Source organism: Nocardioides montaniterrae (assembly GCF_054782655.1).
Map to the genome: position 1 here is coordinate 42,172 of NZ_BAAGSB010000006.1, position 24,342 is coordinate 66,513.

Annotated in this window: 22 protein-coding genes; 18 read left to right on the forward strand and 4 right to left on the reverse strand. The window is 71.5% G+C overall.

The window, feature by feature from the left end:
* The first annotated feature begins 60 nt into the window (after window positions 1–60).
* Genes ACYVJ3_RS10905 through ACYVJ3_RS10915 form a run of 3 tightly spaced genes read left to right on the forward strand, consistent with a single transcriptional unit; the run spans window position 61 to window position 4,701 of the window.
* Window positions 61–315 carry a WhiB family transcriptional regulator gene (locus tag ACYVJ3_RS10905; protein WP_460853002.1) on the forward strand — a complete coding sequence of 85 codons (255 nt, stop codon included), beginning with the start codon at window positions 61–63 and terminating at the stop codon, window positions 313–315.
* Window positions 316–350: 35 nt separating this feature from the next.
* Window positions 351–3,230 carry a glycosyltransferase family 2 protein gene (locus ACYVJ3_RS10910; RefSeq protein ID WP_460853003.1) on the forward strand — a complete coding sequence of 960 codons (2,880 nt, stop codon included), beginning with the start codon at window positions 351–353 and terminating at the stop codon, window positions 3,228–3,230.
* Window positions 3,223–4,701: a DUF5719 family protein gene (locus ACYVJ3_RS10915; protein ID WP_460853004.1), complete on the forward strand. Its 1,479-nt coding sequence runs from the start codon at window positions 3,223–3,225 to the stop codon at window positions 4,699–4,701. Before ACYVJ3_RS10910 ends, ACYVJ3_RS10915 begins: the two co-directional genes overlap by 8 nt.
* 15 nt (window positions 4,702–4,716) lie before the next feature.
* Here ACYVJ3_RS10915 and ACYVJ3_RS10920 read toward each other — a convergent pair whose 3' ends face one another.
* Window positions 4,717–5,160, reverse strand: coding sequence for a metallopeptidase family protein (locus ACYVJ3_RS10920; protein WP_460853005.1), 444 nt, complete (start codon window positions 5,158–5,160; stop codon window positions 4,717–4,719).
* Between the two features lie 50 nt (window positions 5,161–5,210).
* Here ACYVJ3_RS10920 and ACYVJ3_RS10925 point away from each other — a divergent pair, with 50 nt between their 5' ends.
* The 9 genes from ACYVJ3_RS10925 (at window position 5,211) to ahcY (ending at window position 13,488) form a co-directional block, all read left to right on the forward strand.
* Complete coding sequence (locus ACYVJ3_RS10925) at window positions 5,211–5,597, forward strand: DUF3499 domain-containing protein (RefSeq protein ID WP_460853006.1); 387 nt, start codon at window positions 5,211–5,213, stop codon at window positions 5,595–5,597.
* 18 nt (window positions 5,598–5,615) lie between these two features.
* Window positions 5,616–6,992: a phosphomannomutase/phosphoglucomutase gene (locus tag ACYVJ3_RS10930; protein ID WP_460853007.1), complete on the forward strand. Its 1,377-nt coding sequence runs from the start codon at window positions 5,616–5,618 to the stop codon at window positions 6,990–6,992.
* Entirely contained in the window at window positions 6,992–7,171 is a 180-nt protein-coding gene (locus ACYVJ3_RS10935) for a Trm112 family protein (protein ID WP_460853008.1), read from the forward strand. Before ACYVJ3_RS10930 ends, ACYVJ3_RS10935 begins: the two co-directional genes overlap by 1 nt.
* Before the next feature lie 25 nt (window positions 7,172–7,196).
* The gene (locus ACYVJ3_RS10940; RefSeq protein WP_460853010.1) at window positions 7,197–8,222 is read left to right on the forward strand and encodes an SIS domain-containing protein; all 1,026 of its coding nucleotides are present in this window, start codon (window positions 7,197–7,199) and stop codon (window positions 8,220–8,222) included.
* Between the two features lie 14 nt (window positions 8,223–8,236).
* Window positions 8,237–9,367 (forward strand): acyltransferase family protein, encoded by a 1,131-nt coding sequence (locus ACYVJ3_RS10945; protein WP_460853011.1) that lies wholly within the window; start codon window positions 8,237–8,239, stop codon window positions 9,365–9,367.
* A 10-nt stretch (window positions 9,368–9,377) separates the two neighbouring features.
* Complete coding sequence (locus tag ACYVJ3_RS10950; protein ID WP_460853012.1) at window positions 9,378–10,442, forward strand: acyltransferase family protein; 1,065 nt, start codon at window positions 9,378–9,380, stop codon at window positions 10,440–10,442.
* A gap of 5 nt (window positions 10,443–10,447) precedes the next feature.
* The gene (locus ACYVJ3_RS10955; protein ID WP_460853013.1) at window positions 10,448–11,416 is read left to right on the forward strand and encodes a DUF808 domain-containing protein; all 969 of its coding nucleotides are present in this window, start codon (window positions 10,448–10,450) and stop codon (window positions 11,414–11,416) included.
* Between the two features lie 10 nt (window positions 11,417–11,426).
* The gene (tagD, locus tag ACYVJ3_RS10960; RefSeq protein ID WP_460853014.1) at window positions 11,427–11,894 is read left to right on the forward strand and encodes a glycerol-3-phosphate cytidylyltransferase; all 468 of its coding nucleotides are present in this window, start codon (window positions 11,427–11,429) and stop codon (window positions 11,892–11,894) included.
* Window positions 11,895–12,045: 151 nt separating this feature from the next.
* On the forward strand, window positions 12,046–13,488 hold the full coding sequence (ahcY, locus tag ACYVJ3_RS10965; protein WP_460853015.1) for an adenosylhomocysteinase: 1,443 nt from the start codon (window positions 12,046–12,048) through the stop codon (window positions 13,486–13,488).
* A gap of 226 nt (window positions 13,489–13,714) precedes the next feature.
* Here ahcY and ACYVJ3_RS10970 read toward each other — a convergent pair whose 3' ends face one another.
* Window positions 13,715–14,380 carry a TetR/AcrR family transcriptional regulator gene (locus ACYVJ3_RS10970; protein ID WP_460853016.1) on the reverse strand — a complete coding sequence of 222 codons (666 nt, stop codon included), beginning with the start codon at window positions 14,378–14,380 and terminating at the stop codon, window positions 13,715–13,717.
* 24 nt (window positions 14,381–14,404) lie between these two features.
* Entirely contained in the window at window positions 14,405–15,385 is a 981-nt protein-coding gene (locus tag ACYVJ3_RS10975; RefSeq protein WP_460853017.1) for an AurF N-oxygenase family protein, read from the reverse strand.
* 149 nt (window positions 15,386–15,534) lie between these two features.
* Here ACYVJ3_RS10975 and mtrA point away from each other — a divergent pair, with 149 nt between their 5' ends.
* The 6 genes from mtrA (at window position 15,535) to ACYVJ3_RS11005 (ending at window position 21,943) form a co-directional block, all read left to right on the forward strand.
* Window positions 15,535–16,236 carry an MtrAB system response regulator MtrA gene (gene mtrA, locus ACYVJ3_RS10980; protein WP_460853018.1) on the forward strand — a complete coding sequence of 234 codons (702 nt, stop codon included), beginning with the start codon at window positions 15,535–15,537 and terminating at the stop codon, window positions 16,234–16,236.
* Window positions 16,233–17,912 (forward strand): MtrAB system histidine kinase MtrB, encoded by a 1,680-nt coding sequence (gene mtrB, locus ACYVJ3_RS10985; protein ID WP_460853019.1) that lies wholly within the window; start codon window positions 16,233–16,235, stop codon window positions 17,910–17,912. The genes mtrA and mtrB overlap by 4 nt, the downstream gene beginning before the upstream one ends.
* Complete coding sequence (locus ACYVJ3_RS10990; protein ID WP_460853021.1) at window positions 17,909–19,639, forward strand: LpqB family beta-propeller domain-containing protein; 1,731 nt, start codon at window positions 17,909–17,911, stop codon at window positions 19,637–19,639. Before mtrB ends, ACYVJ3_RS10990 begins: the two co-directional genes overlap by 4 nt.
* Before the next feature lie 67 nt (window positions 19,640–19,706).
* Window positions 19,707–20,426, forward strand: coding sequence for a ComF family protein (locus ACYVJ3_RS10995; protein ID WP_460853022.1), 720 nt, complete (start codon window positions 19,707–19,709; stop codon window positions 20,424–20,426).
* A gap of 151 nt (window positions 20,427–20,577) precedes the next feature.
* Window positions 20,578–21,207 carry a ribosome hibernation-promoting factor, HPF/YfiA family gene (gene hpf / locus ACYVJ3_RS11000; RefSeq protein WP_460853024.1) on the forward strand — a complete coding sequence of 210 codons (630 nt, stop codon included), beginning with the start codon at window positions 20,578–20,580 and terminating at the stop codon, window positions 21,205–21,207.
* 73 nt (window positions 21,208–21,280) lie between these two features.
* On the forward strand, window positions 21,281–21,943 hold the full coding sequence (locus tag ACYVJ3_RS11005) for a response regulator (protein WP_460853025.1): 663 nt from the start codon (window positions 21,281–21,283) through the stop codon (window positions 21,941–21,943).
* Between the two features lie 931 nt (window positions 21,944–22,874).
* Here ACYVJ3_RS11005 and ACYVJ3_RS11010 read toward each other — a convergent pair.
* Window positions 22,875–24,110 (reverse strand): HNH endonuclease signature motif containing protein, encoded by a 1,236-nt coding sequence (locus tag ACYVJ3_RS11010; protein ID WP_460853026.1) that lies wholly within the window; start codon window positions 24,108–24,110, stop codon window positions 22,875–22,877.
* Window positions 24,111–24,342 lie beyond the last annotated feature (232 nt).

Consider the following 24,342-nt stretch of genomic DNA (forward strand, 5'->3'; position numbering starts at 1 on the left):
CAACGGACTGCGACCGGCCGGTAACACCAAACAGCCGTTGGGGTCGAAAGGGGCGGAACCGTGAGGGAACTCTTCCTGGTCGAGGCAGAGTCCGAGGAGCTCGGATGGCAGGAGCGTGCGCTCTGCGCACAGACTGATCCGGAGGCCTTCTTCCCGGAGAAGGGCGGGTCGACGCGCGAGGCCAAGAAGGTCTGCCAGACCTGCGAGGTCCGGGGCGAGTGCCTGGAGGCCGCGCTCGGCAACGACGAGCGCTTCGGCATCTGGGGCGGCCTGTCCGAGCGCGAGCGACGCAAGCTGAAGAAGCGGGCGGTTTGAGACGGACCGGGTCCTGCGCCGTAGGCTGACCGATCGTGTCAGCCCCGCAGGTCTCGGTCCTTCTCGTCAGCCACGACGGCTCGTCCTGGCTGGTCCCCGTTCTCGCCGGCATCGCCGCGCAGACCGCGCCGATCGCCTCGATCGTGGCGGTCGACACCGGTAGCGAGGACGGCAGCGCGGACCTCATCGAGTCCACGCTCAACGACGGCGGCGTGCCTGCCGCGGTCCTCCGGGCCGATGCCCGTACGACGTTCCCGCAGGCGATCAAGCACGCTGCGGACGCCCTCGCCGAGCACGGCCACCAGCCCGAGTGGCTCTGGATCCTGCACGACGACTCCAACCCCGACCCGGGCGCCCTCGAGGCCCTGCTGGCGGCCGCCGCCGCGCGGCCCGACGTCGACATCCTCGGTCCCAAGCTGCGCGAGTGGCCCTCGCTCAAGCGCCTGCTCGAGGTCGGCGTCACGATCAGCGGCACCGGCCGGCGCGAGACCGGCCTGGAGCGCGGCGAGTACGACCAGGGCCAGCACGACGACGTCCACGAGGTCCTGGCGGTCAACTCCGCCGGCATGCTGATCCGGCGTGATGCCTTCGACGCCCTCGGTGGCTTCGACGAGCGGCTCCCGATGTTCGGCAACGACGTCGACCTCGGCTGGCGCGCCGCCGCGTCCGGCCGCACCACGCTGATCGTCCCGCAGGCCGTCGTCTTCCACGCCGAGGCCGCGCACCGCGGCGTACGCACGACGCCGCTCACGGGCAAGCACACGCACTTCCAGGAGCGCCGCGCGGCGCTCTACACGCTGATGGTCAACGGTCGCGGGGCCTGGCTGCCGCTGCAGGCGATCCGGCTCGTGCTCGGCTCGATGATCCGCGCGCTCGGCTACCTCCTGGTCCGCAGCGTCGGTGAGGCCCTCGACGAGGTCGCCGCGATCACGTCGGTGATCGCCCACCCGCGCGAGATCCTCGCCGGGCGTGCCAGCCGTCGCGCCGAGTTCGCCGACGGCACCTACGACCACGAGAACGTACGCCGGCACCTCGCGCCCTGGTGGCTGCCCTACCGCCACGGCCTCGACTTCGTGATCGACCTGTTCACCGCGGCCAGCAACCAGGCCGCCGACGTCGCCGAGCGCCGTCGCATCGCCGCGGCCGAGAACGAGCCCACCAAGGTGCAGGCCCGCCACAGCACGACCGAGGACGACCTCGAGGACAACGGCTGGATCGTCCGCTTCTTCACCAGCCCGCTGGCGATCGCGATCGCGCTCGTCGCGCTCGCTCTCCTGATCGGTGCCCGCAGCGCGTTCGGCGACATCGCCGGCGGGTCGCTCTCGCCCGCGCCCACCGGTCGCGGCGCCTGGTGGACCCTGCACCTCGCCGGCTGGCACCCGATCGGCTTCGGCTCGGGGGTCCCCGCTCCGGCGTACGTCGGACCGCTGGCCGTCCTGGGCACGATCTTCGGTCCCGGCCTGACCATGTCCCTGCTGCTCGTCGGCGCTCCGCTCGCGGCCCTGTGGGGTGCCTGGCGCTTCCTGCGCGTGGTGGGTCGCCTCCAGTCCCCGCACGGCATGAACAAGTGGCTGCTGCTGTGGGCCGCCACGACGTACGCCCTGGTCCCCCTGGTCGCGGGTGCCTGGGGGAGCGGCCGTTGGGGTGTCGTCGTCGCGGCCGCCCTGCTGCCCTGGATGGGTCATGCGGCCCTCGGCTTCGCCGACCCCGACCCTGAGCGACGCTGGCGCGCCGCCTGGCGGGCCGGCCTCCTGCTCACCCTGCTGACCGCGTTCACCCCGGTGATGTGGTGGCTGTGCGCCGTCCTGGTGGCCGTCGTCCTGGGTGTGGCGGCGAAGGTCGTGCGTGCCGCGCTCGCCGACCGCTCCGTGTGGGGACCGCCGGTCGCGGCGCTCGGCGTACCTCTCCTCCTGCTCGCTCCCTGGTGGCTGCCCTCGCTGTGGGAGCACGCCGGCGACGGGCTCTTCCTCGACATCGGCCGGTGGCCGACGGCGTCGACCGGTGGCCTCGACCTGCTCGCGGGCCGGTTCGGCGACGTCGGTGCCCCGTGGTGGCTCGGCCTCCTGCTGCCGGTGCTGGCCGCGCTGGCCCTGGTCCCGCGATCGACGCGGGTCGGCGTCGTCGTGTGCTGGCTGGTCGCGGCCGTGGCTGCCGTCGTGGCCGTCCCGCTCGCGCGCCTCTCCATCCAGCTGCCCGGCCTGACCCACCAGCAACCCGGCCTCGGCGCGGTGCTGCTGCTCCTGGGCGCCGCCTGGCTGACGGCGATCGCGCTCGGCACGGTTGCCCTGCGCGACGTCGTCGTACCGCGGCTGGTCCAGCTCGGTCTCGGCATCGTCGGCCTGGCCGCGATCGCCGTCTCGGCGACGGGGCTCGGCTGGTTCGCGGTGGGCGGTGGCAACGAGATCCAGGCGGCCGCCGACAGCGGCGTGCCGGTGTTCATGGCCCAGCAGGCCGAGCGGGGCGACCAGTACGGCGTCCTCGTCCTGCGTGGTGGTGTCGCGGGTGGGTTGAGCTACCAGGTCGTCCGTGGTGACGGCCTCACCGTCGGCGAGGACGAGATCGAGGCGCTCACCCCCGGCGACCGCACGGTCGAGGCCCTGGTCCAGGACCTGGCCACCTCGCCCAGCCCGGCCGCGGTCGTCAGCCTGCGTGACCGTGGCATCCGCTACATCGTCCAGCCCGCCCCCGGTGACGGGTCCGTCGCGCAGCGTCTCGACGCGACCAGCGGCCTGACCCGCGCCAGCACCGCCGACCGCGAGACCCGCGCCTGGCAGGTCGCCGGCGAGCCGCCGGCCGACGCCGTCGCCGGACCGCGCGACTGGCCGCGCGACCTCCTGCTGCTGATCCAGCTGGCGGGCGTGCTGGTGGTCGTCGTGCTCGCGCTGCCCTCGATGCGAAGGAGCCGCAATGACTGAGCCCACCGAGCCCACCGAGCCGATTGAGCCGACTGAGCCCAAGCGCCCGCGGTTCAGCCGTCGCGCGAGCCACAACGCGGCCGCGCCGGGTCGTCGCGCCGAGGACGGCGGTCGCCGGGTCGACCTCCTGGTCGCGCTCGCGGTCGGGCTCCCGGCAGTCGTCGCGCTCGGCGTCGCGGCGGTCGGCGACCGGCACACCGAGCCCGGTGGCTCGCTGCCGCCGGTCTCCAGCAACCTCACCTCGGCGACCATGGCCTGCCCGCCGCCGGCCGCGCACCACGCCGGGCCGATCCTCGTCGCGCGGGCGCCGAAGGTCGCCGGTGGCACCGTCCAGATCCAGGCGGACGGTCGCCACGGCAAGCTCGGCAGGAACGTCCCGGCCCAGGTCGACGCCGGCTCGTCGCGTCCCCGCTCGTTCCCCGCCGGCACGGCCACGATCCTCACCGCCTCGGGCGACGCGGCCCCGGGCCTGGTCGCCGGCCGGCGCGACGCCAGCGCCGCCCCGGCGTGCACCCCTCCGTCGTACGACGAGTGGTACGTCGGTCTCGGCGCCTCCGCCTCCAACGACTCGGTCATCACGCTGAGCAACCCCGACGGCGGCCAGGCTGTCGTCGACATCGAGCTGATCGGCATGCAGGGACCCATCGAGGCCGAGAGCCTGCGCGGCATGGTCGTGCCCGGTCACACCGTGCTCACCGTCGACCTCGCCCACCAGTCGCCGACCCGGGCGACGTTCGCGGCCCACGTCGTGGTGTCGCGCGGTCGGGCCGGCATCAGCGTGCAGCACCGCTACGACCGTCTCGGCGGCGCCCCGGTCCTCACCGACGTCGTCCCGCCTCAGCTGACCGCCAGCACCTCCAACCTGCTGCTCGGCGCCTCGGTCGGCGACCGGGCGCTCTACCTGGCCAACCCCGGCGACAGCCAGGCCGAGGCGACCGTGCGCGTGCTCAACAACGACTCCGTGTTCACCCCGACCGGCAGCCAGCCGGTCGACGTACCTCCCCAGACCGTGGTGCGGGTCCCGCTCGACAAGGCCGTGCCCAAGTCGGCCGTCAAGGGGATGCTCGGCCTGGTCGTCGAGTCCGACCTGCCGCTGCTGGGCACGACCCGTGGTGTCGCCGGTGACCTGAGCGTCGTCGGTGCCTCGCCGACCATCACCGCGCCGACGGCCGCGATCGTCCCGGACGCGCCGACCCGGCTGCTGCTCGGTGGCGCGCTGCGCGCCGGCACGATCCACGTCAGCGTCCTCGACGCCCGCGGCAAGGTGCTGCTCGCCGACAAGGCGATCAGCATCAGCGCGGGCCGCGGCGCGGCCCTCACGCTGCCCAAGAAGGCCGCCGTGGTCACCATCGACCCGCGCAACACCTCCATCGCCGCCTCGCTGGCGGTGGCCGAGGCCAAGGCGCGGACCGTCGTCCCGGTCCGTGACACCACCGTGCACGCGGAGGTGCCCGCGGTCCACCCGCGTTGACGGGGCGGCGACGGCTCAGTCGTCGTCGGGGTAGCGCGCGTCGACGTCCTTGGCGGGGATCCCGAGGATCTCGGCGACCTGCTCGACCACGACCGTGAGGACGAGTGCCTCGAGGTCGGCGCGGTCGCGGCAGCGGTGCTCGACCGGCCGGCGGAAGACGACCAGTCGGATGGGCCCGTCCTTGGGGCGCACCACCGACGAGAGCGGAACCTGGCCGCTGCTCCAGTCGGCAGGCAGCACGGGGATGTCCTCGACGGCGTACTCGATCGGCCCGAGGTGCTCGGCCCAGCGGTCGTCGATCTCGGTGACGACGTCGAGGACCGTCCGGTCGAAGAGCTGGCGGCGCTGACGGATCAGCGGCGGGGCGGGGGAGAGGGTGCTCGGCAGCACCGCGGGCCCACGCTGGCCGCGGCCACGGCGGTCGCGCCGGCGTACGCCCTGAGAGACCCCCTGATCCATGTCAGCGAGCCTATCCGGCGCGCCTGGCCCGGGGCGGTAGCGTTCGGCGCGTGAGTCTGGCCCGGCGTTGTTCCCGCACCGCGTGCGCGCGGCCCGCGGTCGCGACGCTGACCTACGTGTACGCCGACCAGACCGCCGTCCTGGGACCGCTGGCCACCTTCGCCGAGCCGCACGCCTACGACCTGTGCGACGCCCACAGCGAGCGCCTCTCCGCGCCCCGGGGCTGGGAGGTCGTCCGGCTCAAGCTCGGCACGGCCGAGCCGCAGCACAACGAGGACGACCTGCTCGCCCTCGCCGACGCCGTCCGCGAGGCCGGCAAGCCGCTCCTGTCGCGCCCGATGCGGCCCGAGCCGATCGAGACGGGCCGCGAGACCGGGCGCGAGACCGGTCGCGAGACCGCGCGTCGTGGTCACCTGCGAGTGCTCACCAGCGACTGACCCACTAGGGTCGGCCTCATGCCCAGTGGCACGACTTCCACGGACAACCTTTCCCAGGTCTTCAAGGCCTACGACGTACGCGGGACCTATCCCGAACAGCTCGACGAGGACCTCGCCCGCGCAGCGGGTTCGGCGTACGTCGAGGTGCTCGGTGTGGATGCCGTCGTGATCGGCTACGACATGCGTCCGAGCTCGCCCGGCCTGGCCGGCGCGTTCGCCGACGGTGCGACGGCCGCCGGCGCCGACGTGACGATGATCGGCCTGGCCTCGACCGACCAGCTCTACTTCGCGAGCGGTCACCTGAACCTGCCCGGCGCGATGTTCACCGCGAGCCACAACCCGGCGCAGTACAACGGCATCAAGATGTGCCGCGCGCTCGCGCAGCCGGTCGGTGTCGAGAGCGGCCTGGCCGACATCCGCGACAAGGTCGCGACCGGCGAGCTGCACACGGCCGCGCAGCCGGGCAGCATCTCCAAGACCGACGTCCTGCAGGCGTACGCCGCGCACGTCCTCTCGCTCGCACCGATCACGGGCCGCCGGCTCAAGGTGGTCGTCGACGCGGGCAACGGCATGGCCGGCCACACGGCTCCGGCCGTCTTCGAGCGGCTCGGTGACCAGGTCGAGCTCGTGCCGATGTACTTCGAGCTCGACGGCACCTTCCCCAACCACGAGGCCAACCCGATCGACGAGTCGACCCTGGTCGACCTCAAGGCCCGCGTCCTCGCGGAGAAGGCCGACATCGGCCTGGCCTTCGACGGCGACGCCGACCGCTGCTTCCTGGTCGACGAGCAGGGCCGCGCGGTCTCGCCCTCGACGCTGACCGCGCTGATCGCCGACCGCGAGCTCACGCGGGTGCCGGGATCGACGATCATCCACAACCTGATCACCTCGCGCTCGGTCCCCGAGATCGTGACCGAGAAGGGCGGCACCCCGGTCCGCACCCGCGTCGGTCACTCCTACATCAAGGCCACGATGGCCGAGACCGACGCCGTCTTCGGCGGCGAGCACTCGGGCCACTTCTACTTCCGCGACTTCTGGAAGGCCGACTCCGGCATGCTGGCCGCGCTGCACGCGCTGTCCGCCCTCGCCGAGACCGACCAGCCGCTCAGCGGGCTGCTGCAGCAGTACGCCCGCTACCCGATGTCGGGCGAGATCAACTCGACCGTCTCCGACCAGGGTGCGGTGCTCGCCCGGCTCAAGGAGCAGTACGCCGGCGCCGACGGCGTCACGCTCGACGAGCTCGACGGGCTCACCGTCGCGCACGCCGACTGGTGGTTCAACGTCCGCGCCTCGAACACCGAGCCGCTGCTCCGGCTCAATGCCGAGGGCAAGGACGAGGCGACGATGGTGCAGGTCCGCGACGCGGTCCTCGCCGTGATCCGAGGAGAGAGCTGATGGCCGTCGACGGAGTGATTGATGCGGGGCTGCTGGAGATCATCGTCTGCCCCGACTGCCGCGGATCGCTGACGCTGACCGAGGTGCCCGAGCTGGTCTGCGGTTCCTGCGGCCTGGCCTACCCCGTGACCGACGGCATCCCGGTGCTGCTGGTCGACGAGGCCCGTCGGCCCCAGTAGGGCCCGAGCAGAGAGCGAGCGTGCGGTGAGCTGGTTCGACGAGTCCCGACTCGACGACGAGATCGCGCTCGGGGCGGCCGACGTACGGCTGCGCACGCTCGCCGAGTCCGGCGCGCGCGTACGCCGGGAGTTCGGTGCCGCGGCCGAGGCGATCGCCGAGGCGGTGGCCCGCGCCTCCGAGGCCCGGCCGCGTGCGGTGATCGCGGCCGGTCCCGACTCGCGGCTGCTGCGTGCGGTGCTGGAGCCGGTCTGCCCCGTTCCCTTCGTCGCGTGGCCGAACCCGTCCCTGCCCGGCTGGGCCGGCAGCCTCGACCTCGTCGTGGTGCTCGCACCCGACGGCAGCGATGTCGGCGCGGCCTCGGCCGTGGCCGAGGCGGCCCGTCGTGGCTGCCAGCTGGTGGTGGCCTGCCCGCCCGGGTCGATGGTCGCCGAGCACGCCGGCTCGCGCTGGACCACGATCATGCCGACCAGCACCGACGACCAGCTCGCCATCGCGGTCGCGATGCTCTCCTTCCTGCACCAGGTCGCGCTCGGCCCGGTCGCGACCCCCGACGCCGTCGCGGAGGCGCTGGATGCGGTCGCCATCGACTGCTCGCCCCACCGCGACATCTCGATCAACCCCGCCAAGATGCTGGCGATCGCGCTCGCCGACGCCAACCCGCTGGTGTGGGGCGGCTCGGTGCTGGCCGCGCGCGCCGCCCGGCGGGTGGCCGAGTCGATCCGGCGTACGTCCGGGCGCACCGCGCTCGCCGGAGACGCCGAGCACCTGCTCCCCGTCATCGAGGCGGCGCGTCCCCGGACCGTGTTCGACGACCCGTTCGCCGACCCCGATCCCGACCTGCGGCCGGTCCTCGTGGTGCTCGACGACGGCGCCGACGACCCGATCCTGGCCGAGCAGCGCAGCCGCCTCGAGGACGCCTGCGGGGCGCACGGCGTACGCGTCGAGACGGTGCGTGCGGAGGCCGACGGGGACGTCGCGCGCTACGCCTCGCTGCTGCTCAGCGGCACCTACGCGGCCGAGTTCCTCAGGTTGGGACTCGTCGCCGACTGAGGTAGACATGAAGGATGCCCATCCACTCTCGGGGTCGGGCAGACGCCCCCCGCAGCTCTCGTGACCCCTGGCTCGACAACGCCAAATTGATCCTGGTGACCCTCGTGGTCATCGGTCACTCGTGGACGATGCTGCCCTCGAGCACGCTCGGCGACCACGTGTACTCCTTCCTCTACGCCTGGCACATGCCGGCGTTCGTGATGATCAGCGGCTACCTGTCGCGCTCGATGACCTGGACCCGGGCCAAGGTGCTCTCGGCGGTCCGCACCCTGCTCGTGCCGTACGCCGTCCTCGAGTGCCTGCTCGGCCTGTTCCGTACCTACGTCGGCCACGAGAGCCTCGACATCGAGCTGCTGCACCCGAGCTGGCCGATGTGGTTCCTGGTCGCCCTGTTCCTGTGGCGGATGGCCGCCCCGGCGCTGCTGAGGATGCCGCGTCCCGCCGCGATCGGGCTGGCCGTCGCGGCGAGCGTGCTGATCGGCTGGTCGACCTGGGAGATCGTCGACGTGGCCCGGGTGTGCGGCTTCGCGCCGTTCTTCGTCGTCGGCCTGGTCGCCCGCCCGGCGCACCTCGAGCTGCTGCGCAGCCGGTTCGCGCCGGCCATCGGCCTGATCGGCATGGTCGGGGTCTGGTGGGCGACGGGTCCGATCGACCAGTGGGCCCGCTCCGACTGGCTGTTCTACAACCTGACCTATGCCGACTTCGGCACCCAGGGCTGGGAAGCCGTGCCGACCCGGCTCGCGGTGATCGCCCTCGGTCTGGGTGGAGCGCTGGCGTTCCTGACCCTCGTGCCGCGACGCCGCGGTGTGATCACCGCGATGGGCGCTCAGAGCATGGTCGTCTACCTCTTCCACGGCTTCTTCGTGAAGGAGGCCCGCTACCTCGGGCTGCCGGACTGGCTCGGCGGCCACCCGGTGCTGGGCTGGTTCGCGCTGACGGTCGGCTTCGGTGCGGTCGGTCTGCTGCTGGCGAGCGCCCCGGTCGCCCGCGTCCTGGGTTGGTTCGCCGACCCGTTCGGCAGGGCCAAGCGGGAGCTCGACCGGAGCGTCGACCTGGCGGTCGCGGCGGCCCAGCCTGTGACCTACCTCGCCGGTACGCCGGACGAGGTCCGGATCGGTGCGGGGGAGATGGCGACATCTCGCTAGGTTGACGCCCATGACCGTAGGGCTGTCGCGAGAGGCCGTCGCCTCCTCGAAGCCGGACGGGCGGGACCCCTGGCTCGACAACGCCAAGATGGTCCTGGTGACGCTCGTGGTCGTCGGTCACTCGTGGACGATGCTGCCCACGACCACGCTCAACCACCACCTCTACGCGTTCCTCTACGCGTGGCACATGCCGGCGTTCGTGCTGCTCAGCGGCTACCTGTCGCGGTCGATGCGCTGGACGCGCGCGCGGATCACCAACGCCGTGACCACGCTGCTCGTCCCGTACGTCATCTTCGAGCTCGCCCTCGGGACCTACCGCAACGAGGTCGGCCACGACCACCTCCAGCGGCTGGTCCTCAACCCGCACTGGCCGATGTGGTTCCTCGTGGCGCTGTTCTGCTGGCGGATGATGACGCCGGCGCTGCTCGCGGTGCCGCCGTACGTCGCGATCGCCGTCGCCGTCGCCGCGAGCCTGCTCATCGGACACGCCTCGACCGAGATCTTCGACGTCGAGCGCGTCCTGGGGATGCTGCCGTTCTTCGTCGTGGGTCTGGTGCTGACCCCCGCACGCCTCTACCTGCTGCGCACGCGTGCGGTCCAGATCGGTGCCGCGGTCGCCGTGGTGGCGGTGGGCGTCGCCACCTGGAACCTGGACAGCTGGGCCGGCACCCAGTGGCTGTACTTCGACGTCCCGTACGCCGACCTCGGTGCCCACCCGTGGCCGATCGTGGTCACCAGGATCGCGACGATCGTGCTCGGCGTGGTGGGTGCCCTGGCGTTCTTGTCGCTGGTCCCGCGTCGGCGCAGCATGCTGACCGCGATGGGAGCCCAGAGCCTGGTCGTCTACCTGTTCCACGGGTTCGTGATCAAGAGCGTCTACTACCTCGGCTACCCCGACTGGCTCGACGCCCACCGGCCCGCGTGGGCATGGCTCGCCACCACTTCCGCCGCGGTGCTGCTGGCGCTGTTCCTGGCCTGTGCCCCGGTGTCCCGGGTGCTGGGCTGGGGCGCTGATCCGGTCGGCAAGGTGCGAGCGGCCCGTGCCGCACGGTCCGAGGTCGCCCGGATAGGTTGACGCCCATGAGCGCCGGTCTGTTCGCCCTTCTCGACGACGTCGCGACCTTGGCCAAGCTGGCCGCCGCCTCGTTGGACGACCTCGGTGCCGCAGCGGGCAAGGCCACCGCCAAGGCCGCGGGCGTGGTCATCGACGACACAGCGGTGACGCCGCAGTACGTCCACGGCATCGCCGCCCACCGCGAGCTGCCGATCATCAAGAAGATCGCCATCGGCTCGCTGCGCAACAAGCTGTTGATCATCCTCCCGGTGGCGCTGCTGCTCAGCGAGTTCCTGCCCGGCCTGCTCCCGCCGATCCTGATGCTGGGCGGCACCTACCTCGCGTTCGAGGGCGCCGAGAAGATCTGGGAGCGGCTCCACCACCGCGACGACCACGTCGGCGACCTGCACACGCCCGACCCGGCGAGCAGCGCCCCCGACGAGAGGTCGGTGATCCGCGAGGCGGTCCGCACCGACCTGATCCTGTCCTCGGAGATCATGGTGATCGCGCTCGACTCCGTCGCCGACGAGAGCTTCCTGACGCGGCTGGCGATCCTGGTCCTGGTCGCGTTCGTCATCACCATCGGTGTGTACGGCGTGGTCGGGGTGCTCGTGAAGATGGACGACATGGGTCTCGCGCTGGCCGAGCGGCGCAACGGTCTGGTCGCACGGTTCGGCGTGGGCCTGGTCAACGCGATGCCCAAGGTCCTCGGCGCGATCGCGGTCGTCGGCACGGCGGCCATGCTGTGGGTCGGCGGCCACATCCTGATCTCCCAGGCGAGCGAGCTCGGCTGGCACCCGCCGTACGACGCCCTGCACCACCTCGAGCACTCCGTGCGCCACGCGATCCACGTCCCGGGCCTCGACGCGGCGCTCGGCTGGCTCGCCAACACGGCCGTCTCGGCGGTCGTGGGGCTGCTCATCGGCGCGGTCGTCGTCCTGGTCGTGCACGTGCTGCCGATCGACCGCCACGAGTCGGCTGCGCCCGCCCACTAGGCTCTGCGGAATGCGCACCGTCCTGTCCTACGGCACCTTCGACCTGTTCCACGTCGGCCACCTGCGGCTGATCGAGCGACTGGCCGCGCTGGGTGACCGACTGATCATCGGCGTCTCGACCGATGAGTTCAACGCCGGCAAGGGCAAGCGCTCGGTCGTGTCCTACCAGGACCGCGCCGACATCGTGTCCTCGATCAAGGGCGTCGACCTCGTCATCCCGGAGAACTCCTGGGACCAGAAGGTGCGCGACATCAAGGAGCACGGCGTCGACGTGTTCGTGATGGGCGACGACTGGGCCGGCAAGTTCGACGAGCTCAAGGAGCACTGCGAGGTCGTCTACCTGCCCCGCACCAAGGGCATCTCCAGCACCGAGATCAAGCAGATGCTGGGCGGGCTCGACGCGGGCCACCTCGACGAGCTGGCGCGGGCCGTGTCGACGCTGACCGCCCTGCTGGACCACTACCGAGAGCTCAGCTGAGCCGACCGCTGCTCGGTCCCGGGTGCAGGGCGGTCCGGATCGTGTCAGCCGCGCGTGCACCCTTTAGGGTGGGGAAGGTCATGCGCGGGAGATCCCGGAGAAGCGCAGATGCGCCGTACTGACACCGCTTACGACCACGAAGGAACCTCACGTGGACTACAAGGTTGCTGACCTTTCCCTGGCCGCTTACGGCCGCAAGGAGCTCGAGCTCGCCGAGCACGAGATGCCCGGCCTGATGGAGATGCGGCGTCGCTACGCCGACTCGCAGCCGCTCAAGGGCGCGCGCATCGCCGGCTCGCTGCACATGACGATCCAGACCGGTGTCCTCATCGAGACGCTGACCGCGCTCGGTGCCGACGTCCGCTGGGCCACCTGCAACATCTTCTCGACGCAGGACCACGCCGCTGCCGCGGTCGTCGTCGGCGTCGACGGCACGCCGGAGGAGCCCAAGGGCACCCCGGTCTTCGCCTGGAAGGGCGAGACCCTGGCGGAGTACTGGGACGAGGCCGAGAAGGTCTTCCAGTTCAAGGACGCCGAGGGCGCCCCGATCGGCCCGAACATGATCCTCGACGACGGTGGCGACATCACGATGCTCGTGCACCTGGGCACCGAGTACGAGAAGGCCGGTGCCGTCCCGTCGCAGGACTCCACCGACAACGAGGAGTTCAAGGAGGTCCTCCGGGTCCTCGCGCGCTCCCTCGACAACGACCCGACGTACTGGACCAACGTCGGCGCCGGCATCAAGGGCGTCACCGAGGAGACCACCACCGGCGTCCTGCGCCTGTACGACCGGTTCAAGGAGGGCACGCTCCTCTGGCCCGCCATCAACGTCAACGACTCGGTCACCAAGTCGAAGTTCGACAACAAGTACGGCTGCCGTCACTCGCTGATCGACGGCATCAACCGTGGCACCGACGTGATGATCGCCGGCAAGACCGCGGTCGTCTGCGGCTACGGCGACGTCGGCAAGGGCTCGGCCGAGTCCCTCCGCGGCCAGGGTGCGCGCGTCATCATCACCGAGATCGACCCGATCTGCGCGCTGCAGGCCGCGATGGACGGCTACGAGGTCAAGCGCCTCGAGTCGGTCGTCGACTTCGCCGACATCTTCATCACCACGACCGGCAACTTCGACATCATCCGGGTCGAGCACTTCGAGCGGATGAAGCACCAGGCGATCGTCGGCAACATCGGTCACTTCGACAACGAGATCGACATGGCCGGCCTGGCCAAGATCCCGGGCATCGTCAAGGACGAGATCAAGCCGCAGGTCCACCAGTGGATCTTCCCCGACGGCAAGAAGGTCATCGTGCTGTCCGAGGGCCGCCTGCTGAACCTCGGCAACGCGACCGGCCACCCGTCGTTCGTCATGTCGAACTCGTTCACCAACCAGGTCCTCGCCCAGATCGAGATCTTCACCAAGACCGACGAGTACCCGGTCGGCGTCTACGTGCTCCCCAAGCACCTCGACGAGGAGGTCGCCCGCCTGCACCTGGACGCCATCGGCGTGGAGCTCACCGAGCTCAACCAGGCCCAGGCCGACTACCTCGGCGTCCCGGTCGAGGGCCCGTACAAGTCGGACCACTACCGGTACTGATCGAACTGGCGCGAGCGGGTCGCCGCTGATCGGCGCCTCGCCTCACTTGCCCCGTCCGTTCGCTCCGGTCGCTGGCGCTCCCTGCGCTCGCGGCCGGAGCGCGCTCGGCAACCGGCGCCGGCGGCGCCGCGCTGCCGCGCGCGGTGGAGGTCAGCTCGGTGCCAGCACCGCTGGCGGCCAGACCTTGGAGCCCCGCACCACCTTGGTGGTGCGGGGCTTCGGCGTCTCAGGGGGCGAGGAGGTCGGTGAGCGGGGCGTCCGGGTCCAGGGTGACGCCGTACGCCGCGAGGCGGGTCGTGGTCATGGCGACGACCATCTCGACCGTGACCGCGACCAGGTTCTTCGCCGAGGGGACCCTGGCGCCCTGCTGGACCCACTTGCCCACCATCGCGAAGACGCCACTCACCAGGCCGAAGGCCAGGTGAGCGCTGGTCAGCCGGTCGGCCTCGCTGACGTGGGCGCCGGCGGCGGTGAAGGCGGCGACGTACAGGTCGGCGACCTGGCCGGCCAGGCCGTCGAGCGCGCTGCGCACCAGGCCGGTGGCGGCGGCGTCCTCGCTCATCGCGTGCAGCGCCGGGTGCTCGACCGCCCAGGCGACGTACACGACGAACGCGTCGCGGATGGTGTCGCGCAGCGACCCGTGCAGCTGCAGCCCGGCCGACAGCCTCTCGCGCAGCTCACTCACGATGCGGCCGGCCACGGCCTCGTCCAGCGCGGCCTTGTCGGTGAAGTGGCGGTAGACGACGGACCGCGCCAGCCCGGCCTCACGGCCGACGTCGATCAGGCTGGGGGACGGGTCGCCGCGCTCGATCAGGGCGACCGCGGCGTCGACGATGCGCCGCCGCTGGTCCTCACGATGGCGCTCCCAGCGCGCCGTACGCCCGTCCGCCATGGCACGGGAGCGTACGCCGAGCGGTCAGTGCGACGCGGCAGCGGGCTCCGCGCGGTAGCGGGACGGGCGGCCGTCGGTGCCGGCGAGCCGCCACACCCAGCGGTTGGAGCGGGTCAGCATCCCGTTGCGCTCGAAGCACGCGCGGACGTCGGCGAAGAGGTCGCGGCGCATCTTGGCGGCCTCCGGACCGCGCTCGAACGCCTCGCGGACGACCTTGCGCGGCATGCCCATCATCCGCTGGTCGCGGATCGACGGCTTGAGGATCGCGTCGGCGCCGATCCGCATGAAGATGCCGGTGATCGCGCCGATCACCCACTTCTGGAAGCGGTTGAGCTTCGGCGAGTGGTGGTCGAGCCAGGCGTGGGCGAAGCCGATGTGCCGGGCCTCCTCGGCGATGTGGATCGACATGATCCGGTCGAGCAGCGGGTGCACCCCGCCGCCGCGCAGCTGGTTCTTCTGCGCGTGGTCGATCGGCTCCTCGCCGGCCAGGATGATGGCGAAGAACAGTGCCGGCGTCAGGCCGCCGAGGTGGCCGACCAGCGGGAAGATCCTCAGCAGCCAGCGCGGCACGCCGCTCACCTCCGGGCAGGCCCGGTTGGTGAACTCCTGGAACATCTGGATGTGGTGGCACTCCTCGGTGAGCTCGTGCATGAAGTAGCGGAACTCGGGGTTGTCGTTCTTCAGCCCCATCAGGAACTGGGTGCCGCCCAGGAGCAGCAGCTGCTCGAACTGGGAGCCGGTCTTGGTCATCGCCACGAGGCGGTGCCGCGCGACCTCGACGCGGCGCTCCCGGGGGAGCGAGGTGTACCAGGGGTGACGCGCGATCGGGTCGCTGAGAGGAAGCTCCCAACGGTCGTCGCCGGGCGGGAACTGCATCTCCGGGGCATCCCAGTCGATGTCGACGAACGCCTGGAAGTGTCGGCGTACCGACGCCTCCGAGAAGGCCTGCAGCGTCTGCTCGTACGTCGCAGTGGTGGTCGCGCGCTCAGGAAGGACGGCGGTCATGTCTGGCTCCCATGTCCGGTGGACCCAACAGTCGGGACAGGTTGTCCCTCATAAAGCCACGGTACCGCTACACCGTGTAGCGGAAAAGTGTTTCGGCCCCGCGGGAGTGCGATGCAGGTCACACCCGGGTGCGGTCCTACCATGGGCGCGTGAACCAGCCGGGCTACTCCACGAAGGGCCGCGTCCTCGTCGTCGACGACGACGCACCGCTGGCCGAGATGCTCGGCATCGTGCTGCGCCAGGAGGGCTTCGAGTCCCGCGCGGTCGAGCGCGGTGACGAGGCGCTGGCCGCGTTCCGCGACTACCGGCCCGACGTCGTGCTGCTCGACGTGATGCTGCCCGGCAAGGACGGCATCGACGTCTGCAAGGAGATCCGCGCGGAGTCCGGCGTACCCATCGTCATGCTCACCGCGCGCGGTGACACCGTCGATGTCGTCGTGGGCCTGGAGTCCGGCGCGGACGACTACGTCGTCAAGCCATTCAAGCCCAAGGAGCTGGTCGCGCGCATCCGCGCCCGCGTACGCCGTACGGATGGTGTCGCCGGCGAGACGCTGACCATCCGCGACGTCGTCATCGACGTCGCCGGCCACCAGGTGACCCGCGGCGGAGCGCCGCTCGCGCTCACCCCGCTCGAGTTCGACCTCCTCGTCTGCCTGGCGCGCAAGCCGTGGCAGGTCTTCACCCGGCAGGTGCTGCTCGAGGAGGTCTGGGGCTACCACCACGCCGCCGACACCCGGCTGGTCAACGTCCACGTGCAGCGTCTGCGGGCCAAGGTCGAGCACGACCCCGAGCACCCCGAGATCGTGCTGACCGTGCGCGGGGTGGGCTACAAGGCGGGCACCGGTACGTGAGCAGTGCGCTGACCAGGGCTGTCGGTAGGCCGCTGACGTTCTGGCGGCGCTCGATCCAGGCGCGGGTCGTCATCTCGACCGTGCTGCTCTCGGCGGTGGTCGTCGCAGCGGTCGGCTGGATGCTGCTGACCCACACCCGCGACGGCCTGCTGCGCCACCGCGTGGACGTCGCCGTGGCCGAGGTCAACGGGGAGATCGCCGAGGCCAGCGCGCGGCTCGAGGCGGCCTCCGGCACCGAGGTCAACGTCGGTCGCCAGCAGCGCGACCTGCTCGACCCGATCATCGAGCGTGGGACCAGCCGCGGCTACCTCGTCGTGCTCGGGCCGCCGGTCGGCACCGGGCTCTCGGTCCGTGACGGCGGCGGTCAGTACACCGCCGGGCTGGACCTCAGCAGCGTGCCGCCACGCCTCGAGAAGCACTTCAACGCCACCACGACCGGCACGGCCTGGACCTACACCCGGATCAGGCGGGAGGCGTCCGACGGCACCCGGTCCTCCGAGCCCGGCGTGATCGTCGGCGCCGAGGTCCAGCTGCCCTCCGACGGCAAGACCTATCCGTTGTACTTCCTCTTCCCGCTGACCGAGGAGGGCGACACCCTCGGGCTGGTCACGCGCGGCATGCTGGCCGCCGCCGCCCTGCTGCTGGTGCTGATCGCCGGCATCTCCTTCCTGGTCATCCACCAGGTCGTCACCCCGATCCGGGAGGCCCGTCGGGTCGCCGAGCGCCTGGCCGCGGGCCGGCTGCAGGAGCGGCTGCGGGTCTCCGGCGAGGACGACCTGGCCCGGCTGGCGCTGTCCTTCAACCAGATGGCCACCAACCTCCAGCGCCAGATCCGCCAGCTCGAGGAGCTGAGCTGGGTCCAGCGCCGCTTCGTCTCCGACGTCTCCCACGAGCTGCGCACGCCGCTCACCACGGTCCGGATGGCCAGCGACCACCTCCATGACGCGCGCACGGAGTTCGACCCGGTGACCGCTCGCGCCGCCGAGCTGCTGCAGGCCCAGCTCGACCGGTTCGAGGACCTGCTCATCGACCTGCTCGAGATCAGCCGGTTCGACGCCGGTGCCGCAGTGCTCGACCCCGACACCGCCGACCTCGTCGCCCTCGCCGGCCGGGTGGTCGAGGGCTGCGCCCCGCTCGCCGAGCGGCAGGGGGTGCGCGTCGAGGTCGAGGCGCCGGCGGGAGGCGTCCATGCCCAGGTCGACGTACGCCGCGTCGAGCGGATCCTGCGCAACCTGGTGAACAACGCCATCGACCACGCCGAGCCGACCCGGGTCGACCGACCCGTGGTCGTGCGGCTGGCGAGCGACGAGTCCGCCGTGGCGATCACCGTCCGCGACCACGGCGTCGGCCTGGGCGCCGGCGAGGCCGCGATGGTCTTCAACCGGTTCTGGCGCTCGGACCCCGCGCGCGCCCGGACCACCGGCGGCACCGGACTCGGGCTCGCGATCGCGCTCGAGGACGCCAACCTCCACGGCGGATGGCTGCAGGCGTGGGGCCGCCGCGGTGGCGGCGCGCAGTTCCGGCTGACCCTCCCGATCCGGCCGGGCCTCGCGCTGAACGGCAGCCCGCTGCCGTTGGCGCCCGACGACGACGTGCTCAGCGTCGCTGCCGACGTCGGTCACGCCCTGGACCACGCCGAGCACCATGACGACACCGGCCCGGAGGAGGACCGATGACCCGGACCCTGCGCGTCCGCGCTCGCGGCGTGCTCGCCCTGGTGTGCCTGCTCGCGTGTGCCTCCTGTGTGCAGCTGCCCGAGTCGGGCCCCGTCTCGCGGGGCGACTCCGACGTCGCCTCCGACACCCGGCTGCCCTCGGACATCGACCCGCAGCACCCACAGCCCGGGGCCTCTCGCCTCGACGTGGTCAGCGGGTTCCTCGACGCGATGACGGCCTGGCCGATCAGCACGACCGTCGCCAAGGAGTACCTCACCGACGACGCGTCGCGCGCGTGGAACCCCGAGGCGTCGACGGTGATGTACGCCAGCTTCGCGCCGCCGACCGACGGCCCGCACGGCGTCACCGTCCGGCTCAGCGGCGCCTCGCGGCTCGACTCCTCCGGCGCGTGGCGCGGGGCCGTGCGTGCTCCGCAGCAGACGCTGGAGTTCCACGTCGTGCGTCAGCACGGCGACTTCCGCATCGCCAACCCGCCGGACGCGCTGGTCGTGCCGACCACCTGGTTCCAACAGCGGTTCGGGCAGGTCGCCCTCTACTACTTCGAGCCGCAGGCACATCACCTCGTCCCCGAGCCGGTGTTCGTCCCGCTCGGCGACCAGCTGCCGTCGGCGTTGATGACCGCGCTGCTGACCGGCCCCCCGCAGGGTCTGGACGGCGTCGTGCGCACGTTCCTGCCGGCCGGCCTGAGCGTCGGCCTGTCCGTGCCCGTGACCGACGGCGTCGCCGACATCGGGCTGGTCGGCGAGCAGGCCCAGCCATCGGGCCAGGAGGTGCGGCTGCTGCTCGCCCAGGTCGCCGCGACGCTCCACCAGGACCCCGAGGTCACCGGCTTCCGGATCACCCTCAACGGTCGCCCGGTCCGGCCGGGCGCCGACCGCACCTACCCGGTCGACCTGGGTGACCGCTTCACGCCGACGGCGGCGGGTCCCAACCAGCTGTACGCCGTCGAGGGCACCCGGATGGTGGGGGGAGACGCCAGCGGGATGCTCGCGGCTCCCGGTCCGTTCGGGACCGGCGAGTACGGCCTCGGCGAGGTCGCCGTCGCGCCCGACGGGGCCAGCGCGGTCGCCATCACCGGGCACGGGACCGCTGCGACCCAGGCACCGCTCTCGTCCGCGCCCGACCCCGTCGTCCGCACGCTGGTCGGCGGGACCGACCTGGCCCGCCCCACGATCGACAGCTCCGGTCGCGTCTGGCTGGTCGACCGGCGGCGGCACGGGGCGGTCGTCTGGTGCGCCGACCGAGGCCGCACGACCTCGGTCCGGGTGCCGGGGGTCACCGGCAACGACGTACGCCGCCTGCTCGTCTCACGCGACGGCACCCGGCTCCTCGCCGTCGTCCGCCACCGGACGCGTGACGCCGTGGTCGGCGTACGCGTCAACACGTGGCCCGACGGCAGGGTCCGGCGTACGTCGCACCCGTTCGTCATCCCGACCGGTCGCGGCCGCGTCGACGACGTCGCGTGGGCCTCGCCCACGCGGGTCGCCATCCTGACCCCGACCCGTCCCGGCAGCCTCTACCAGGTGGACATCGTGCCGGCGGACGGCTCGACGGTGGGTGCCGTGACGCTCTCGACCGTGCTCGGCGGGCACGTGCTCGGGCTCGCCGGGACGCCCGACCCCGGGCAGCCGACGTACGCCGTCCTGCGCGGCTCGCTCGTCGACGTACGCACACGGTTGAGCGTCCCGCTGGCCGACCGGCCGCTCTCGCTCGGCTACGCCGGCTGACCGAGGCTCCTCCACAGGGGGCCGGCGCGTGGTTGCCCCGGCGCGCGGTCGCTGGTGACATGGCGGCGTGCCGCCCGGGCTGTACGACGCCTTCGCCGACCTCGTCCTCGGGTCGGCGTGCGTGGCGTGCGGTCGCCCGGGACGACCGCTGTGCCACGGCTGCGAGGCGGTGCTGCCGCGCTCGGCGTCGATGCGCTGGCCCTCGCCGACACCGGTCGCGCTCGCGCCGCCGTGGGCCGTCGGTGAGTACGCCGACGCGCTCCGTGCCCTGGTCGTCCAGCACAAGGAGCGGCGGCTGATGTCCTTGGCGCGGCCGTTGGGTGGGTTGTTGGCCGTGGCGGTCGAGGCGGCCGTGCCGTCCGGCGACCTGCTGCTGGTGCCTGTGCCGTCGCGGGCCTCGGCGCTGCGCCAGCGTGGCTACGACCCGACCGGGGCGCTGGTCCGTCGGTGTGCGGTGCAGCTGCGGCGTTCGGGCCGGTCGGTCCGCGTGGCGTCGTTGCTCCGTCTGCGACCGGGCGTGGCCGACCAGGCGGGCCTCGGGGCAGGGGAGCGGGCCCGCAACCTGGCCGGGTCGATGTGGTGCCCGAGCCGCGCGATCGCGTCCCTGGCCGGGGTCAGCGCGCGGGTCGTCGTCTGCGACGACGTGCTCACCACGGGCGCCACCGCGAGGGAGGCGCAGCGCGCGCTAGAGGCCGTCGGCCTGCGGGTCGAGGCGGTCGCGACGGTGGCGGCGACGCGTCGGCGTACCCCTGTCGCGCCGGGGCGTGCGGATCGCGAGATTGGGTAGACGAATCCCTTTCATGCTGGCCGCCCGCGCACTAACGTCGTTGCATGGAGTCCACCCGGATGCCTTTAACTCGTCACCTCCTTCTCGAGGTGGGCGAGGGGCGATCCGAGCGCGGGACTCCGTCCCATCAACCCAACCTTGGAGGTTCACGATGGACGTTGTGGTCACTGGTCGGCACCTGGAGATCTCGGAGCGGTTCCGGGCTCATGCTGCCGAGAAGCTGAGCAAGCTCGAGAAGCATGATCACCGGATCATGCGGGTCCAGGTCGAAGTCGAGTCCGAACCCAATCCGCGTCAGCACGACCACGCCGTCCACGTAGAGCTCACCGCATATTCCAAGGGTCCGGTGATCCGCGCCGAGGCCGCTGCCGAGGACAAGATGGCCGCCCTCGACATGGCCCTGGACAAGATGGCCTCGCAGATGCGGCGCGCAGCCGACCGTCGCCGGGTCCACCGCGGCCGTCGTACGCCGGTCTCCGTCGGTCAGGCGCTCTCCGACGCCCAGGCCAACGCGCTCGCCACCGAGCTGCACGACGTGACCCCGTCGGTCGAGGAGCGGCAGGTCGGACCGATCACCGTTACGGGCGACGGGCCGCTCGTCGTACGCGAGAAGACCCACCCGGCCTCGGCGATGACGCTCGACCAGGCGCTCTACGAGATGGAGCTCGTCGGGCACGACTTCTACCTGTTCGTCGACAAGGAGAGCGAGCGGCCGTCGGTGGTCTACCGCCGCAAGGGCTACGACTACGGCGTGATCTCGCTGGACCTCGGGGGCGAATGAGTCCTTGGTACGTCGGTCCGACGGGAGTGTCTAGACCGGACTTTCGTCGGGCCGTCGTGCCATGATGCCAAGTGTGAACAGTGTCGAACCCGTGCGGGTCCTGGTCGTCGACGACCAGGAGCTCTTCCGCCGCGGTCTGACGATGCTGCTCGGCGTCGAGCCCGGCATCGAGGTCGTGGGCGAGGCCGGTGACGGCGTCCGCGGCGCCGCGCTGGCGATCAGCACCGTGCCTGACGTCGTGCTGCTGGACGTGCGCATGCCGAAGGAGTCGGGCATCGAGGCCTGCGTGAAGATCAAGGAGGCGCTGCCCTCCACCAAGATCATCATGCTGACGATGTCGGACGAGGAGGCCGACCTCTACGAGGCGGTCAAGTCCGGTGCGTCGGGCTACCTGCTCAAGGACTCCTCGATCGAGGAGGTCGCGCAGGGCATCCGCGTCGTCGCCGACGGTCAGTCGCTGATCTCGCCCTCGATGGCCGCCAAGCTGATCGACGAGTTCAAGACCATGTCCAAGCCCGCTCGCAACGGCCCGGCCATCAAGCTCACCGAGCGCGAGCTCGAGGTCCTCCGGCTCGTCGCCAAGGGCCTGTCCAACCGTGACGTGGCCGGCCACCTCAAGATCTCCGAGAACACGGTCAAGAACCACGTCCGGAACATGCTCGAGAAGCTCCAGCTCCACTCCCGCATGGAGGCCGTCATGTTCGCGGTCCGCGAGAAGATCGTCGAGCTGGAGTAGGCGTCTGCCTGCTTGATCGTCAGGAGCCAGGCGTCTGCTTCTTTGTGGCTCGTGAGCCGGACGATGGACAGCTCGGGCCTGCTCGCGGTGAGGTGGGTGATCCGCTCGGCCGTCAGGTGGTGGGTGTTCCATGCCCAACGGACGATGTGCTCCGGGTCGGTCAGGATCGTGGCCAGCGCCGGCTCGACGTTGCCGTTCCAGAGCACCTCGCGGTGCCGTCGCCGGCGGATCGTGCGCCTGATGACCTGCCGCATCACCCTCGCTCGCGGAAGGTCGAGCCAGACGACGAGGTCGGCTCGCTCCGCCAGGAGCGGCCGTACGTCGGAGTACTGCCACTCGGTCACCCAGGTCGGACGTGCCGCGAAGGCCTCGACGTCCTGTGCGAACGTCGGTCGCGGCGTCCAGCCCGGCCCATGGAAGAGCGCGTCGATCTCGATGTGCTCGATGCCGAGGCTTTCCCCGATCCGCGCCGCCAGCGTCGTCTTCCCCGATCCCGACGTGCCCGCGACCAGGACGCGCTGCGGACGCTCCGGCAGGAGGTCGGTCGCGGTCAGGATCGGCATGGCGTCAGTCTCACAGTGGGCCGCCGTCTCGTGGGCATGGGCGGCCGCGCGTAGCGCGCCGCTCCCCGCTGTCAAGGATCCTCGCTGCGCTCGGCCCGCTTCGCGGCGCCTTCGGCGTCCTTGACTGCGGGTCCCTGGCGGCGCGCTGGTGGCGCGGTTGTCGGCGGCTCGCTTCGCTCGCGCCGACGCGATGCGGCCGCCTTCGGCGGCCACATCGTGTGGATCCGTGGCCACCTAGTGACCCCAGATCCACACGGTCTTGCGGGACAGCGCGGCGCATCGGCACCGCGGTCGGGCGCCGAGGGTGTCGTGGCCAATGGGCCTCTATCCGGATGGTGGCTGGCACGGGGTGCCGGTGGGTTTCCGGCTTAGGGACGTCGGTGGAACCGCCAGGCACCTGTCGACGTGAGGTCGTGGGTCATGCGGGCGTCGTGGGCGACGTGGTGGTGATGGCTGCAGAGCAGGACGCCATCAGCGAGGTCGGTCTTCCCGCCCTGACTCCACGGATGCGAATGATGTGCTTCGCACCAGGTGGCGGGGATCGAGCAGCCCTCGGCGCGGCACTGCTTGTCCCTCAGGCGGAGGGCCTTGTGCTGGGCCGGTGAGTAGAGCCGTCGTGCTCGGCCGAGGTTGAGGATCTCGCCCTTGCCGCCGAGGACGACGGGAATGATCTTCGCGGTGCACGCAAGCCGCCTGGCCTCGTCGGCGGTGATGCGGAGGTCGCCGTCGAGGGAGCCGATGACGCCGGCGGTGGCGAGGTCGCGCCGCAGGTCGTCGAGCGTCACGGTGACCATGACGGTGGTGGTGTCGCCGCCGTGGGCGGAGAGCTTGGTGGGGTCGAGGTGCTCGAGCAGCGCGCAGAACGCCTGGCCGAGTCGGTTGCTCCGTGGGAGGCGCTCGCCGGTCGAGATCCTGGGCGAGGAGAACGCGTCGAGGTAGGTCTCGAGGCGTGCGGCGACCGCATCGGGAACTTGGCCGATGATCCGGGTGATGCCGTCGCCGAGGCGCTTGAAGCGGAGGGAGGTCTTGACCCGCGCGGAGCGTTCTTCGCGTTCGAGTGCCTTCGCGTCTGCTTCATCGGCGATCTCGGGTGCGACGACGGCGAGGATCCGGTCGCCCAGGGTCCGCAGCTCGCGGGGTCCGAACTGGCCGGCGAGCTCTACGAGGTGCTTCTCCGCGCGGCGGCGGGTGACCTGGTCGATCTCGGGCGGGAGCTTCTCCAACGCCGAGACGATCACCTGCGCCTGGGCGCGGTTGACCGTGCCGGCTCGCATGCCGACGCCGACCTGGCGCCACCGTTCGTCGATCGCTTCGGCGAGCTTGAGCTCGCCGTGGCAGGTGCGCGGGTCGAGGTGCGTCTGGTGGGCCAGCCACTGGCCTGCGTCGCGGGCGCCGGTGTCTTGAGCAAGGTCGCCCGAGGCGGCAAGGACCCGCATCTCGGCCTCTTCGACTTGGGTCTTCAACGCTGCCAGCCCTCGCAACGCCGTGGCCTTGTCGGCGGCCGTCATGTAGATCGGCTCGACTGACACGACACCCGCGAAGGCGAGGCGGGAGGTGTTCACGGCACGCAGCATCGGGTGCTCCGACACCGATGCTGCGGTCATGGTGACTCCCGAGAGATGAGGCTTGATTCGTACCTTCATCATACATGTGTTCGAACGTTTTCTCAATGCAAGATTCGACCGAACGTGCAGGTCAGAGCCACTTTTCGCGGTCAGCGGAATCCGCCGGAGGCGGCCGCTTGGCGGCGGCGCGAGCGAAGCGAGCCGTCGCCCATCCGCGCCGTAATCCGACCGTCCGGGTCCCGCGGTCAAGGACGGCCGGAGGCCGCCGCGA

Coding starts and splice junctions, on each gene's coding strand:
- ACYVJ3_RS10915 (WP_460853004.1), top strand. CDS start 3,223: ATGACTGAGCCCACCGAGCCCACCGAGCCGATTGAGCCGACTGAGCCC.
- ACYVJ3_RS10920 (WP_460853005.1), bottom strand. CDS start 5,160: ATGGATCAGGGGGTCTCTCAGGGCGTACGCCGGCGCGACCGCCGTGGC.
- ACYVJ3_RS10930 (WP_460853007.1), top strand. CDS start 5,616: ATGCCCAGTGGCACGACTTCCACGGACAACCTTTCCCAGGTCTTCAAG.
- ACYVJ3_RS10935 (WP_460853008.1), top strand. CDS start 6,992: ATGGCCGTCGACGGAGTGATTGATGCGGGGCTGCTGGAGATCATCGTC.
- ACYVJ3_RS10945 (WP_460853011.1), top strand. CDS start 8,237: ATGCCCATCCACTCTCGGGGTCGGGCAGACGCCCCCCGCAGCTCTCGT.
- ACYVJ3_RS10950 (WP_460853012.1), top strand. CDS start 9,378: ATGACCGTAGGGCTGTCGCGAGAGGCCGTCGCCTCCTCGAAGCCGGAC.
- ACYVJ3_RS10955 (WP_460853013.1), top strand. CDS start 10,448: ATGAGCGCCGGTCTGTTCGCCCTTCTCGACGACGTCGCGACCTTGGCC.
- tagD (WP_460853014.1), top strand. CDS start 11,427: ATGCGCACCGTCCTGTCCTACGGCACCTTCGACCTGTTCCACGTCGGC.
- ACYVJ3_RS10970 (WP_460853016.1), bottom strand. CDS start 14,380: ATGGCGGACGGGCGTACGGCGCGCTGGGAGCGCCATCGTGAGGACCAG.
- ACYVJ3_RS10975 (WP_460853017.1), bottom strand. CDS start 15,385: ATGACCGCCGTCCTTCCTGAGCGCGCGACCACCACTGCGACGTACGAG.
- ACYVJ3_RS10990 (WP_460853021.1), top strand. CDS start 17,909: ATGACCCGGACCCTGCGCGTCCGCGCTCGCGGCGTGCTCGCCCTGGTG.
- hpf (WP_460853024.1), top strand. CDS start 20,578: ATGGACGTTGTGGTCACTGGTCGGCACCTGGAGATCTCGGAGCGGTTC.
- ACYVJ3_RS11010 (WP_460853026.1), bottom strand. CDS start 24,110: ATGACCGCAGCATCGGTGTCGGAGCACCCGATGCTGCGTGCCGTGAAC.